General features: G+C 68.2%; 12 protein-coding genes. 5 read left to right on the forward strand and 7 right to left on the reverse strand.

Annotation, left to right across the window (positions count from 1 at the left end; genetic code table 11):
* Nucleotides 1–7 precede the first annotated feature (7 nt).
* The 3 genes from ASE34_RS10455 (at nucleotide 8) to ASE34_RS10465 (ending at nucleotide 2,895) form a co-directional block, all read left to right on the forward strand.
* On the forward strand, nucleotides 8–616 hold the full coding sequence (locus tag ASE34_RS10455; RefSeq protein ID WP_230101212.1) for a TetR/AcrR family transcriptional regulator: 609 nt from the start codon (nucleotides 8–10) through the stop codon (nucleotides 614–616).
* Entirely contained in the window at nucleotides 613–2,058 is a 1,446-nt protein-coding gene (locus ASE34_RS10460) for a glycerol-3-phosphate dehydrogenase/oxidase (RefSeq protein WP_056278803.1), read from the forward strand. The genes ASE34_RS10455 and ASE34_RS10460 overlap by 4 nt, the downstream gene beginning before the upstream one ends.
* A 141-nt stretch (nucleotides 2,059–2,199) precedes the next feature.
* Nucleotides 2,200–2,895 (forward strand): SPFH domain-containing protein, encoded by a 696-nt coding sequence (locus ASE34_RS10465; RefSeq protein WP_053096235.1) that lies wholly within the window; start codon nucleotides 2,200–2,202, stop codon nucleotides 2,893–2,895.
* A gap of 57 nt (nucleotides 2,896–2,952) precedes the next feature.
* Here ASE34_RS10465 and dxs read toward each other — a convergent pair whose 3' ends face one another.
* The 5 genes from dxs to dut form a co-directional block, all read right to left on the reverse strand.
* A complete protein-coding gene (dxs, locus tag ASE34_RS10470) occupies nucleotides 2,953–4,893 on the reverse strand; it encodes a 1-deoxy-D-xylulose-5-phosphate synthase (protein WP_056278804.1) in 1,941 nt (646 codons plus the stop codon).
* A 168-nt stretch (nucleotides 4,894–5,061) separates the two neighbouring features.
* The gene (locus ASE34_RS10475) at nucleotides 5,062–7,944 is read right to left on the reverse strand and encodes an aconitate hydratase (RefSeq protein WP_171821918.1); all 2,883 of its coding nucleotides are present in this window, start codon (nucleotides 7,942–7,944) and stop codon (nucleotides 5,062–5,064) included.
* 108 nt (nucleotides 7,945–8,052) lie between these two features.
* On the reverse strand, nucleotides 8,053–8,787 hold the full coding sequence (locus ASE34_RS10480) for a DUF3159 domain-containing protein (RefSeq protein ID WP_056278805.1): 735 nt from the start codon (nucleotides 8,785–8,787) through the stop codon (nucleotides 8,053–8,055).
* The gene (locus ASE34_RS10485; RefSeq protein ID WP_056278806.1) at nucleotides 8,784–9,371 is read right to left on the reverse strand and encodes a DUF3710 domain-containing protein; all 588 of its coding nucleotides are present in this window, start codon (nucleotides 9,369–9,371) and stop codon (nucleotides 8,784–8,786) included. Before ASE34_RS10485 ends, ASE34_RS10480 begins: the two co-directional genes overlap by 4 nt.
* The gene (dut, locus tag ASE34_RS10490) at nucleotides 9,364–9,837 is read right to left on the reverse strand and encodes a dUTP diphosphatase (protein WP_056278807.1); all 474 of its coding nucleotides are present in this window, start codon (nucleotides 9,835–9,837) and stop codon (nucleotides 9,364–9,366) included. Before dut ends, ASE34_RS10485 begins: the two co-directional genes overlap by 8 nt.
* 12 nt (nucleotides 9,838–9,849) lie before the next feature.
* Here dut and ASE34_RS10495 point away from each other — a divergent pair, with 12 nt between their 5' ends.
* On the forward strand, nucleotides 9,850–10,314 hold the full coding sequence (locus ASE34_RS10495; protein ID WP_056278808.1) for a DUF3093 domain-containing protein: 465 nt from the start codon (nucleotides 9,850–9,852) through the stop codon (nucleotides 10,312–10,314).
* A gap of 114 nt (nucleotides 10,315–10,428) precedes the next feature.
* Here ASE34_RS10495 and ASE34_RS10500 read toward each other — a convergent pair whose 3' ends face one another.
* The gene (locus ASE34_RS10500; RefSeq protein WP_042540214.1) at nucleotides 10,429–10,722 is read right to left on the reverse strand and encodes a DUF4193 domain-containing protein; all 294 of its coding nucleotides are present in this window, start codon (nucleotides 10,720–10,722) and stop codon (nucleotides 10,429–10,431) included.
* 196 nt (nucleotides 10,723–10,918) lie between these two features.
* Between ASE34_RS10500 and sepH the strand changes: the two genes are divergently transcribed.
* Nucleotides 10,919–11,953 carry a septation protein SepH gene (gene sepH, locus ASE34_RS10505; protein ID WP_053096248.1) on the forward strand — a complete coding sequence of 345 codons (1,035 nt, stop codon included), beginning with the start codon at nucleotides 10,919–10,921 and terminating at the stop codon, nucleotides 11,951–11,953.
* Between the two features lie 27 nt (nucleotides 11,954–11,980).
* On the opposite strand, the gene ASE34_RS10510 is transcribed toward sepH, so the two are convergent.
* A complete protein-coding gene (locus ASE34_RS10510; RefSeq protein WP_056278809.1) occupies nucleotides 11,981–13,102 on the reverse strand; it encodes an alkaline phosphatase family protein in 1,122 nt (373 codons plus the stop codon).
* Nucleotides 13,103–13,155 lie beyond the last annotated feature (53 nt).

A 13,155-nucleotide genomic window follows, 5' to 3' on the forward strand; every position in this document is an offset into this window, starting at 1 on the left:
ACAGATCATGGAAGAACGTCAACTGGTGCTCGACGCGATGTCCGACCGCGCTCCGGAGTGGGATGCCACGCAGTCGCGCATCCTCGACGCCGCCGATGCGCTGATCGGTCGACGAGGCGTGAATGGCGTCACGATCGCAGAGCTCGCTCGGCGCGCGGGTCACAGCCGGCCGACGATCTACCGCAGCTGGAACGACGCCGACGATGTCGTCCGCTCAGCGCTCCTGCGCAGAGTCGCGGTGATCCTCGCGCAGTTCCCCACGCACGCGACCAGCCGACACGGACTCGTCGACGATGTTCTCCGCTTCTCCACCCTCTTCCGTGCCGACGACGTGTACGGACGGCTTCTCGCCGATGAACCGGAGGCGTTCACCCGCTACACGCTGCAGCGTGTGGGTTCGAGCCAGAGACTCATCCTGAGGTGGCTGGCGACCGCGATCGGTGCGGCGCAGCAGGGAGGATCGGTGAGGCACGGCGATCCCGACGAGATTGCCGTCATGCTGCTGCTCATCGCGCAGTCGGCCGTGCTCTCGCACGGAACGGTGTCGGAGCTCCTCTCTGAGGAGTCTTGGGAGCGCGAGCTGCGAGCAGCCCTCGACGGGCTCCTGCGGCCATGACCGCGCACTCCCCCGACCTCAACGTCGCGCGTCGGGCCGCAGAGCTCTCCCTGGCCGCGGAGCAGACCGTCGACGTTCTGGTGATCGGCGGAGGCATCACGGGGGTCGGTGTCGCGCTCGACGCCGCCTCGCGGGGTCTGAGCGTCACTCTTCTCGAAGGCGAGGACCTCGCGTTCGGCACCAGCCGATTCAGCTCGAAACTGGTGCACGGTGGACTCCGTTATCTCGCCACCGGCGATGTGGCCACGGCGAAGGAGAGCGCATTCGAGCGTCACCTGCTGATGACCAGGATCGCGCCGCACCTCATTCGCTCTCTCCCGCAGCTGCTGCCCTTCACGACAGGGCTGACGGCCCGCCAGCGCGCAGCCGGCGCGGTCGGGATGGCCCTGGGTGATCTGCTGCGGATGCGAGCGGGCACGCCGCGCCGGTTCCTCCCCCCGCCGCGTCTCGTCTCGGCGCGTACGGCACAGCGGCTCTTCCCGTCGCTCGCCGGAGCTGGGCTGCGCGGAGGGATGCTCTCCTACGACGGGCAGCTGATCGACGACGCCCGCCTGGTCGTGACCGTCGCCAGGACAGCCGCCAGTCTGGGCGCCCGCGTCCTCACCCGCGTCCGAGCGCTCGAGCTGCGCGTCGACGGCGCGACCGCCGAAGACGTGCTGACGGGCGAGCGTCTGGACATGCGCGCCCGGTCCGTCGTCAATGCCACCGGCGTCTGGGCCGGAAGCCTCGACGAGTCGATCACCGTGCGGCCCAGCCGCGGAACGCACATCGTGCTGGATGCCGCGGATCTCGGCGACCCGTCCTCGGCACTGACCATTCCGCATGAGGGGTCGATCAGCCGCTTTGTGTTCGCGCTGCCGCAGCAGCACGGCCGCGTGATCGTCGGAATCACTGACGAAGATGCGCCGGGCCCTGTTCCGCGGGTCCCCGAGCCGACCGAGGGCGAGATCGAGTTCCTGCTCGCGAACCTCAACCGAGTACTGACCGTCCCGATCACGCGCACGCAGGTCAGGGGATCGTTCGCGGGCCTGCGGCCGCTCGTCGACACCGGTGCGGCGTCGACGGCGGACATCTCCCGTCGACATCTGGTCAGCGTGTCCGAGCGCGGCTTCGTCAACGTCCTCGGAGGCAAGCTGACCACCTACCGGCGGATGGCGGAGGATGCGGTCGACCTCGCCGTGGCATCGGCGGGGCTCGACGCCGGCGCGAGCCGCACGGTATCCCTCCGCCTCACCGACTCCGCGATGAGGGCCGAGGACAGCGGGGGCCGGGGGCACATCTCCCCAGCGACCATCGACTTCGCCGTCCGCGCGGAGGGCGCGATGACCGCCGACGACGTCCTCGATCGCCGCACCCGGCTCGGCCTCGTCGACGACGACCGGGAGCGGCAGAGGGCGTTCGTCGAATCCGAGGTCGCCGCGATCCTCGCCACGTTCTCCTGACGACGCCGCATCCGCGCGACCGCCGCCAACCGTATCCGCGTCACGGCACACCGGGTAACGAGCACGGAACAGCGAATGAACACCTTCGCCAGCGCCGCTCAGAGAGCGCTCCGAACGCGATCGAGGGGGCACAGTGGTGGCATGGACATGCTCCTCTCGATGTTGGGCGGCAAGGGAATGTCGGGGCTCTTCAAGACCGGCACGGCGATCCTCACGATCCTGCTGGTCGTGCCGGCGCTGCTGAAGATCTTCATCGTCACGGTCGATGAGGGGTGGGCTGCGATCCGCACCCGGAACGGCAAGCCGATCATCCGGAACCGCCCGCAACGGCGCCCCACCTCACGTGGCGGAGCGGTCGGCGAAGTCGTGGTCCTCGATCCGGGGTCGCATGGCGCGTTCCCCCTGTTCTACTGGTATCGACTGATCGATGTGCGCTGCAGGGCGACGGATCTGCCCGCGCGCGAGATGACCGGGGCGAGCGGCCATCAGCACCGGGTGCACGCGTCGTTCGAGTGGCGACCGATCCCGACCGGACGAGATCTCCGAGTGTTCGAACTCGACGTCGTGAACGTCAAAGAACGGGCCTCGAACATCGTGGGCGCCGCACTGCGCGACGTCATCCGCGGCCTCGAGGGCGCGGAGCTGCCCCACAACGACGAGATCAACACCCGCGTGATCGCGGCCAGCGCCGACGAGGTGCGTCGGGCATGCGGCGTCGAGCTGGTACGCGTCATGGTCACCGGTGACGCGCTCACCGACGGCTATCTGCTCTCGGCCGCGCTCCGGGACACCGATCGCGGGGCGCAGGCGGTCGCCGCACTCCACGCTCTCAACTGATCGCAGCGGTCGAACGGTCTGTGACCGTCATCCGCCGTCACGCGGTGGCGACGCCGGTCAGCGGCGTTCGTGCAGCGGCAGATCGACCGTCCCGCTCGTGCCCGCATCCCGAGCGACGGGGATCCGAGTCCCGAGCACCTGCGACACGACGTCCTGCGCGATCTTCGATGCGGTGAGACCGGCGTCGGCGAGGATCTGGTCCCTCGACGCGTGATCGATGAACTCGTCAGGAAGCCCCAGCTCGTCGACGGCGGTGTCGATGCCCGCCTCGCGAAGCACCTGCCGGACACGCGTGCCGATGCCGCCGACGCGGATGCCGTCTTCGATGGTGATGACCAGACGATGACGAGCTGCCATGCTCACGATCGAGGGCTGCACCGGGATGGCCCAGCGCGGATCGATCACCGTGGCGCCGATGCCCTGAGCGCGCAGACGCTCTGCGACGTCCATCGCGAGCGCGGCGAACGGGCCGATGCCGATGAGCAGGACATCCTCGGATTCGCCGCGGGCGAGCACATCGACGCCGTCGTGCAGCCGCTCGATGGCCGGAAGATCCGCCGCGACGTCGCCCTTCGGGAAGCGGATGACGGTCGGCGCATCGTCGACGAGCACCGCCTCATCGAGGGCCTCCTGCAACCGGGCTCCGTCACGGGGCGCGGCGATGCGGATGTGCGGGACGATCTGCAGCATCGCGAGATCCCACATGCCGTGGTGGCTGGGACCGTCCGGGCCGGTGACGCCGGCGCGGTCGAGCACGAAGGTCACGCCCGCCCGATGCAGAGCGACGTCCATGAGCACCTGGTCGAAGGCGCGCCCCATGAAGGTGGCGTAGACCGCGACGACGGGGTGCAGACCTCCGAAGGCGAGACCTGCGGCCGACGCGACGGCGTGCTGCTCGGCGATGCCCACGTCGTACACGCGATCGGGGAAGCGCTCGGCGAACGGCGCGAGACCGGTCGGTCGCAGCATCGCTGCGGTCATCGCGATGACATCGCTTCGACGCTCTCCGATGGCGACGAGCGACTCGGAGAACACGTCGGACCAGCCCGTTCCGCTGGAAGAGAGTGTCTCGCCGGTCGCGGGGTCGATGCGTCCGACCGCATGGAACTGGTCGGCCTCATCGTCGCGAGCAGGCTGGTAGCCGCGGCCCTTCTCGGTGATCGTGTGCACGATCACCGGCGCACCGTACGATTTGGCCAGCTCGAGCGTCTCGAGCAGGGCGGGGAGATCGTGCCCGTCGACCGGGCCGAGGTACTTGATGTCGAGGTTCGAGTACAGCGCCTCGTTGTTCGTGAACCGCGAGAGGAAGCCGTGGGTGCCGCCGCGCACCCCGCGGAACACCGCGCGGCCGACCGGACCGAACGCACGGAAGAGTCGGTCCGACTTGTGGTGCAGCTCCTTGTACGCAGCCGCGGTGCGCACCCGGTTGAGGAACCGGGACATGCCGCCGATGGTCGGCGCGTAGGAACGACCGTTGTCATTCACGACGATCACGAGGTTGCGATCGTTGTCGTCGGAGATGTTGTTGAGCGCCTCCCACGTCATGCCGCCCGTGAGTGCTCCGTCGCCGACGACGGCCACGACGTGACGGTCGGCTCGCCCCGTGGCGGTCAGCGCGCGCGACACACCGTCGGCCCAGCTGAGCGAGCTCGACGCGTGCGAGGACTCGACCACGTCGTGAGGGCTCTCGCCGCGCTGGGGATACCCGGCGAGTCCACCGCGCACTCGCAGAGACGAGAAGTCCTGGCGACCGGTGAGGAGCTTGTGCACGTAGGACTGGTGCCCCGTGTCGAAGATGAAGGGGTCGTCGGGCGACGAGAAGACGCGGTGCAGAGCGATCGTGAGCTCGACGACACCGAGGTTGGGGCCGAGATGCCCGCCGGTGCGCGACACGTTCTCGACGAGGAACTCGCGGATCTCACCGGCGAGTTCGATCAGCTGATCCTCTGACAGGGAGTCGAGGTCACGGGGTCCTGAGATGCTCGGAAGAATGGGCATCTGCACCTCCTCTTAGGCACCGTTCGCGGCGCCGATTCCGGTACGGACGCCTGCTCGATCCTACCCCGGGCACCCGGGAAAGCTCGGAGAGCGACTCCCCCTTGACACCGCCCCCGGCACGCGGAAAGGGCCCGGTTCCGAGGAACCGAGCCCTTTCCGATCGTGCGATCAGACCAGCGAACGCAGCACGTACTGCAGGATGCCGCCGTTGCGGTAGTAATCCGCCTCACCGGGGGTGTCGATGCGGACGACCGCGTCGAACTCGACGACCTGCTTGCCCTCGGGCGAGTTCTCGCTCGGCGTGGCCGTGACGCGAACCGTCTTCGGGGTCACGCCGTTGTTGAGCTCCTCGAGACCGGAGATCGAGACGATCTCGGTGCCGTCGAGACCCAGGGACTCCCAGCTCTCACCGGCCGGGAACTGCAGCGGGACGACGCCCATTCCGATCAGGTTCGAGCGGTGGATGCGCTCGAAGCTCTCGGTGATGACCGCCTTGACGCCGAGGAGGCTCGTGCCCTTCGCCGCCCAGTCGCGCGACGATCCCGAACCGTACTCCTTGCCACCGAAGATGACGAGGGGCGTGCCCTGCTCCTGGTAGTTCATGCTCGCGTCGTAGATGTACGACTGCGGTCCACCGGGCTGGGTGAAGTCGCGGGTGTAGCCACCCTCGACGACCTGGCCGTCGTTGACAGCCGAGACCATCAGGTTCTTCAGGCGGATGTTCGCGAACGTGCCGCGGATCATGACCTCGTGGTTGCCGCGACGCGATCCGAAGGAGTTGAAGTCCTTGCGGTCGACCCCGTGCTCCATGAGGTACTGCGCCGCGGGGGTGCCGGGCTTGATGTTGCCGGCGGGCGAGATGTGGTCGGTCGTGACCGAGTCGCCCAGAGTCGCCATTACGCGGGCGCCCTCGATGTCGCGCACCGGGGTGAGCTCCATCGTCATGCCGTCGAAGTACGGAGCCTTGCGCACGTACGTCGAGTTCTCGTCCCACTGGAAGATGTCGTCGTCCGGGGTGGGCAGGCTGCGCCAGCGCTCGTCACCGTCGAAGACGGTCGCGTACTGCTTGATGAACTGCTCACGCGAGATCGAGGAATCGACGATCTCCTGCACCTCGTCGGGCGTCGGCCAGATGTCCTTGAGGAACACGTCGTTGCCGTCGGATCCCTTGCCGAGCGCATCGTTCTCGAAGTCGAAGTGCATCGACCCCGCGAGGGCGTAGGCGATCACGAGCGGCGGGCTCGCGAGGTAGTTCATCTTCACGTCGGGGCTGATGCGGCCCTCGAAGTTGCGGTTGCCCGAGAGCACGGCGGTCACGGCGAGGTCGTGATCGTTGATGGCCGCGGAGACCTCTTCGATCAGCGGACCCGAGTTTCCGATGCAGATGGTGCAGCCGTAGCCGACGGTGTAGAAGCCGAGGCCCTCGAGGTCCTTGTCGAGTCCGGACTTCTCGTAGTAGTCGGTGACGACCTTCGAGCCGGGGCCGAGGGTGGTCTTGACCCAGGGCTTCTGCTTCAGGCCCTTCTCGAGCGCCTTGCGGGCGACGAGACCTGCGGCGATCATCACCGAGGGGTTCGAGGTGTTGGTGCACGAGGTGATCGCCGCGAGAGTCACTGCACCGTTGTCGAGGATGTACTTCTCCCCCGACGGAGTGGTGACCGGCACGGGCTTCGACGCGTTCGCCGGTGCGCCGCTGTTGATGTGCACGGGCCGGGTGGTGCGCGGCTCTTCTTCACCGGGCGCATTGCCCGGGTCGGAGGCGGGGAACGAGTGCTTCGACTCGAGGTCGACGACGTCGTCCGAGGTCGACGGTGCGGCGTAGGCCAGGATGTCCTGCTCGAACTGCGACTTCGCCTCGGAGAGGAGGATGCGGTCCTGCGGGCGCTTCGGGCCGGCGATCGACGGCACCACAGTGCCGAGGTCGAGCTCGAGGTACTCGCTGAAGACGGGCTCCTGCGATGCGTCGTGCCAGAGCTTCTGGGTCTTCGCGTACGCCTCGACCAGCGCGACGGCCTCGTCGCTGCGGCCGGTCAGACGCAGGTAGTCGAGGGTCACGTCGTCGATCGGGAAGATCGCCGCCGTCGAACCGAACTCGGGCGACATGTTGCCGATCGTCGCGCGGTTGGCCAGCGGCACGGATGCCACGCCCTCACCGTAGAACTCGACGAACTTGCCGACGACTCCGTGCTTGCGCAGCAGGTCGGTGATCGTCAGCACGACGTCCGTGGCCGTGACGCCGGCCGGGATCTCGCCGGAGAGCTTGAATCCGACGACGCGCGGGATGAGCATCGACACGGGCTGGCCGAGCATCGCGGCCTCGGCCTCGATGCCGCCGACGCCCCACCCGAGCACACCCAGGCCGTTGACCATCGTGGTGTGCGAGTCGGTGCCGACGCAGGTGTCGGGGTAGGCGCGCAGCACTCCGTCGACGTCACGGTCGTAGATGACCTTGGCCAGGTGCTCGATGTTCACCTGGTGCACGATGCCGGTTCCGGGGGGAACGACCTTGAAGTCGCTGAATGCCGTCTGGCCCCAGCGAAGGAACTGGTACCGCTCGCCGTTGCGCTCGTACTCGATCTCGACGTTGCGCTCGAGGGCGTTCTCGGAACCGAAGAGGTCGGCGATCACCGAGTGGTCGATGACCATCTCGGCGGGCGAGAGCGGGTTGATCTTGTTCGCGTCGCCACCCAGCGCCGTGACGGCCTCGCGCATGGTGGCGAGGTCGACGATGCAGGGAACACCGGTGAAGTCCTGCATGACCACACGGGCCGGCGTGAACTGGATCTCGGTGCTCGGCTCAGCCGCGGCATCCCACGAACCCAGTGCTTCGATCTGCGCCTTGGTCACATTCGCGCCGTCCTCGGTGCGAAGCAGGTTCTCGAGGAGGACCTTCAGACTGAAAGGGAGCTTGTCGAAACCGGGCACCGTGTCGATGCGGAAGATCTCGTAGTCGGTGCTGCCGACCGTCAGGGTGCTCTTGGCACCGAAGCTGTTCACCGTGGACACGAATCCGTCTCCTTCTATTCGGATGGGAGCGACAGGCGCCTCCATCTTGCTCGCCAGCGAGCCCCTGCGGCTAGCAAGGCAGACCTAACCAGTCTGCTCCGCTCAGCCCTCAGGCGAAAGCCTGCAATTTATCTTGATGTCAAGATAAATCTATCACGGCTGAGCGGCCTTGTCGGCATCGGCGCCGCGCGGATACAGCGCGCGCACGACGAGCCAGGTGACGGCGATCAGCGGCGCGAACAGCGGCAGGCCCATGATCAGCTTCAGCGTGCCGAGCGCGGTGACGTCTCCGGCGAGGTACAGCGGCAACTGCACTGCGAGACGTGCGAAGAACAGAGCGGCCCAGGCCACGCCGAGCCACAGGAAGGCACGACGCTTGCGACGGTCGCGCCGCCATGCGGTGCCCTCCCCCATCAGAAAACCGACCGCGAGACCGATCAGCGACCAGCCGATCAGCGCCGACACCAGCATGCCGGTGCCATAGAGGGCGTTGGTGATGAGACCGGGGACGAAGTTGTCTTCGCCGCGGCCCGTCCACAGCGCGAGCGCAGCCGCGGCTGCGGCGGCCACGAGACCGCCGATGGCCGCAGACGGGGGTGACTTCTGGATCAGCCGCACGACGGTGAACACCGCGGCGAGCCCGACCGACACGCCCAGAGGAACGATCAGCGGCTCGGGGCGGATGGTGAAGAGGATGACGAACGCGAGGCTCGGAAGGACGGACTCGAGGATGCCGCGCCATCCGCCGATCGCGGACCACACCACACGGTGCGTCGCGCCGCTCTCGTTCGGGTCGAGACCCGCTCGGCGAGCGGCGCCGCCGAGAGCCGCGCCGACGATGTCCGACGCGCTCTGCTCGCGCTCGGGCTCCGGGGCCGGGGTGGTCACGCGGAGCCGGGAGTCGCGGGCATCTTCAGCGGGATCAGGTCGCGCGGCGGCATCGGAGCGCCACCGCGCACGACGACGATCGACCGGAAGAGATCCTCGACCTTGGCGGCCGCTTCGAGATCGGATGCCGCGGCTCCGCCGATGACCCCACGAAGGAACCAGCGGGGCCCGTCGATGCCGATGAAGCGCGCGAGGCGCAGCTCGGATCCCTCGTTGGCCGCCGCGGGAACCTCGGCGAGGAGCTCCTTGCCGAGGGGACCGTCGCGCTCCTCGACCCGGCCGCCCTGGGTGCGCACCTGATCACGCAGCTGCACCCGGGTCTCGTCCCAGAGGCCGCCCGAGCGCGGTGCCGCGAAAGGCTGCACCTGCAGGGACGAATCGGCGTAGTCGAGCCCGACGGCCACGATGCGCTTGGACTGCTCTTCGACCTCGAGCCGAAGGTTGAGGCCCTCGCGCGGAAGGATCTTGATGCCGCCGAGATCGATGTAGGGCCGGACGGGGTTCGCCTCGGAGTCGTCGAACGGGCCCTGTGTCGCCCGGTCGTCCGGTGCGGACTTCGAAGGAGTCGCGTTGTTGTCAGTCATTGGTCTGTCCTGCCGAAGGGGAATGGGATCCTGCCTGGTAGCCCGTCGAGCCGAAGCCACCCTCGCCGCGGACGCTCTCTGGCAGCTCCTCGACCGGGATGAACACGGCTCGGGTCACGGGCATCACGATCAGTTGCGCGATGCGATCGCCGACGGCGACATCGTACGCGCTGTGGATGTCGGTGTTGATCAGGCTCACCTTGATCTCACCGCGATAGCCGGCATCCACCGTGCCGGGCGAGTTGACGATCGAGATCCCGTGCTTGGCCGCGAGTCCGCTGCGCGGCACCACGAAGGCGGCGTATCCCTCGGGCAGGGCGATGCGCACTCCGGTGGCCACGAGCGCCCGCTCGCCGGGTGCCAGGTGGACGGCCTCGGCGGCGACGAGATCGGCGCCCGCATCACCGGGGTGGGCGTAGCCGGGCACCACAGAGGCGATAATGGGGACATCAACGGAATCAGTCACCCCACGAGGCTAATGCAGAACATCGCTCCTGACGCGCGGATCCACTACCGCGAGAGACTGTCCCCCAGCCTGTGGCTGCTGGTGACGGTCGCTCTGGCGGGCCCCATGGTGGCGCTCATCTTCGTGCCCGTCGGCTCGACCATCGCCCTGGTCGTCGGCGCAGCGGTCTCGGCTCTCCTCGTGATCGCCTTCCTCGCACTCGCCCCGCCCGTCTCGGTCGACGGCGATGTGCTGCGGGCCGGTCGAGCGCACATCGACGTCCGACACCTCGGCACACCACGGGCGCTGAACGGCGAAGAGGCGCGCCAGGCTCGAGGACCGGGGCTTCCGGCGCGAGGCTGGCATCTGATCCGGGGCGGGGTAGACGGCATCGTCGTCGTTCCGAACATCGACCCCGACGATCCCGTCGACACCTGGACCATCTCGTCGCGCACGCCCGATCGGCTGGCCGCCGCGATCGTCGCCGCCCAGCGCTGACCACGCCGCCCGCCTGAGCACGCTGCGGGATCGATCACGCCGCTCAAGGCCGGAAAGACGACGCGCCCCTGACCAAGAGGTCGGGGGCGCGTGAGATCTCGCTCTATGGTGCGCTCAGGCGGCGCACTCCTTGCAGATGGGGCCGGATGCGCCCTCGTGGTCGAGCTGAGAACGGTGCTTCACGAGGAAGCAGTTCATGCAGGTGAACTCGTCCTGCTGCGCGGGCAGCACGACGACATCGAGCTCGAGGTCGGAGAGATCCGCTCCCGGGAGGTCGAAGCTGGACGGGTTGTCCGCGTCTTCGTCTCCCGATGAGCCGGAGAGCTTGTCCGGCACACGCTCCTTGAGGGCTTCGATCGACTCGGAGTCGTCTTCACTCTTGCGGGGAGCGTCGTAGTCGGTTGCCATGTGGTAAATCTCCACTTTCATGCGAGTGGGTGGTGCGCCGTCGGGGTAATCGGCGGCCATAGTTTGCATGACCGCGGAGGAATAAGCAAATGCCCGCGGCTGCGACAGACCAAACTCACGGCACGCCCAGACTATTCCCGGTTCTGAGCGGCCCCGCGTGACACCATGAACGCACACCCATCAGAGGGGCATTCGCATGGAAAACGTCACCATCGTCGGCACAGAAGCAGGACTGCTCGTACTCGCGACCGAGTCGGGCGAGCGGTTCGCGCTGCCCATCGACGACGTCCTGCACCGAGAGATCCGTCGGGCGACGCGACAGAGCGAGCCGGCTGCTCAGCGTCTCGCGGCGAGCCCGCGCGACATCCAGGCTCAGATCCGCGCCGGTCTCACGGCGCCCGAGGTCGCGGCCCTCCTCGGCATCGGCGTCGACGACGTCATCCGCTTCGAAGGACCCGTTCTCGCCGAGCGCGAGCACGTCATCGGCCAGGCGCTCGCCGTACCCGTCCTGATCGGCAGCGATGTCGAGCCCGACGCTCAACCGACTTTCGGCACCGCGATCCGAGCCAAGCTGTCAGAGGTCGAGGCCTCTGCCGAGCGCTGGGCGAGCTGGAAGGACGAGAGCGGCTGGATCATCAAGCTCGAGTTCACCGCCAACGAGGTCGAGCACGACGCTCGCTGGAGCTTCGACCCCCGCCGCAGCGCCCTCGCACCGCTCAACGCCGATGCGACCCAGCTGTCTCGCCAGGGCTCGCTGCCGGACGGACTCATCCCGCGACTGCGCGCCGTCGAGGCCGAGCGGCAGGCATCGCCCTACAAGGACGACAGCCGTTTCGACTCCGGCGCATTCGGGCCACGTCTGCTCCCGGCGCCCGAAGCCGAGGTCGACGACAGCATCGCCCCAGAGCGCTCGATGGCAGCGGCGCAGGACGCCGCGATCAAGCGCGCGCCGGAGTCCGCGACGACGAGCCCCGAGACCGCCGACCTGCTCGAGGCGTTGCGACGCCGGCGGGGTCAGCGCGAGACCGCACCGATCCTCGACGAGCCGGACGACGAGAACACGGACCAGAGTCCGATCGCGCTGTTCGACGCCTTCGAGAGCGTTCCTGCGGAAAGTGACGAGCCGGAGCCCGCACCGGAGCCCGCGAACGAGGGCAACGGTCGCCGTCGACGCCGCAACGCGATGCCGTCGTGGGACGAGATCGTCTTCGGGGCCCGCACCGACGAGTAGACCGGCACCCGGCACGAGTGCGAGAACTCAGCGCGCGAAGGCTCCGAACCTGAGCAGCGGAACCTGACGCTCTTCCGGAGTCAGCCCCCCGTGCTGTCCGATCATTCCACGGCCGCGCTGGTCTGCAGCCGTGCCGTCGTAGACGGCACCGTTGCCCCGGGCCACGACGAGGACATCGCCGATCCGCGACGAGGCCGCCTCGGTCACCTCCGGGCCGAACAACCCCGCCGCGATCGCCTGATCCCGGGTTCCGACATCAGCGACGCCGTCGAGGTCACGAACCCACCGCTCGGCGACCGCAGATGCGTCGGCATCCGGTTCGACAAAGACGTGCAGCATCCGCGGTTCCCCACCGAGATGGCGAACTCCCTCGAGGTGCTCTGCCTCGAGAACGATCTGCCGGTGCGCCGGCACGTCGAGCATGCCGTGGTCCGACGTCACGAGCACACCGACACCCGGCGGCACACGTCGTGAGAGCGCGGCGTCGATCTCCTCGAGCGCGGCGATCCAGTGCACGGAGTCGAGGCCGTATCTGTGCCCCGCCTTATCGGCCTCGGGCAGGTAGCAGTAGACGAGCGAGCCCGGGTGGCGCTCCGCGAGGTCGTATGCGGCCTCCACTCGCTCGGCGGGTGTCTGGGCGGCGACGAAGTCGGCACCGCGCAGCGTCGCACGGGTGAACCCGCTCCCCGCGTACGCCGCGACGCCGACGGCGAAGGTCGGACGACCCTCTGACCTGGCGCGCTCGAAGACCGTCGGAGCCGCCTGCCACGTCGCCGGATCGAGACCTTCCGATTCCCAGCCCGTGAGCTGGTTGACCAGCACGTCCCTGTCGGGATCGAGGACCCGGTAGCCGACCAGTCCATGCTGGCCGGGCCATGTACCCGTGAGGATGCTGGTGAGAGCCGCCGCGGTGGTCGACGGGAAGACCGAATGGGCGACATCCTTCTTCGCCATGCCGGCGGTGAGCGCTCTGGCGTGGCCGGCATGGGCGCGCAGACTGATGGCGCCGAGGCCGTCGATGAGCACGAGGACGACGGACTCAGCCCGCGGCAGGGTCGCGGACTCACCGCGCAGAGCGGCGAACACGTCGTCCGCCACCCCGACGACGCTCCGGGCTGCCGGCGACTCGGACGGTAGAATGAGGGACATCCGAGCCAGTCTGACACAGGCTCCCGTACGCCCTCAGCCTCGCACCATTCAGG

Origin of the sequence: Microbacterium sp. Root280D1 (assembly GCF_001428975.1) — a bacterium.
Classification (GTDB): domain Bacteria; phylum Actinomycetota; class Actinomycetes; order Actinomycetales; family Microbacteriaceae; genus Microbacterium.

Excerpts from the sequence above, each read along its gene's own strand:
- ASE34_RS10455 (WP_230101212.1), top strand. The coding sequence starts at position 8 with ATGGAAGAACGTCAACTGGTGCTCGACGCGATGTCCGACCGCGCTCCG.
- ASE34_RS10460 (WP_056278803.1), top strand. The coding sequence starts at position 613 with ATGACCGCGCACTCCCCCGACCTCAACGTCGCGCGTCGGGCCGCAGAG.
- ASE34_RS10465 (WP_053096235.1), top strand. The coding sequence starts at position 2,200 with ATGGACATGCTCCTCTCGATGTTGGGCGGCAAGGGAATGTCGGGGCTC.
- dxs (WP_056278804.1), bottom strand. The coding sequence starts at position 4,893 with ATGCCCATTCTTCCGAGCATCTCAGGACCCCGTGACCTCGACTCCCTG.
- ASE34_RS10475 (WP_171821918.1), bottom strand. The coding sequence starts at position 7,944 with ATGGAGGCGCCTGTCGCTCCCATCCGAATAGAAGGAGACGGATTCGTG.
- ASE34_RS10485 (WP_056278806.1), bottom strand. The coding sequence starts at position 9,371 with ATGACTGACAACAACGCGACTCCTTCGAAGTCCGCACCGGACGACCGG.
- ASE34_RS10495 (WP_056278808.1), top strand. The coding sequence starts at position 9,850 with ATGCAGAACATCGCTCCTGACGCGCGGATCCACTACCGCGAGAGACTG.
- ASE34_RS10500 (WP_042540214.1), bottom strand. The coding sequence starts at position 10,722 with ATGGCAACCGACTACGACGCTCCCCGCAAGAGTGAAGACGACTCCGAG.
- sepH (WP_053096248.1), top strand. The coding sequence starts at position 10,919 with ATGGAAAACGTCACCATCGTCGGCACAGAAGCAGGACTGCTCGTACTC.
- ASE34_RS10510 (WP_056278809.1), bottom strand. The coding sequence starts at position 13,102 with ATGTCCCTCATTCTACCGTCCGAGTCGCCGGCAGCCCGGAGCGTCGTC.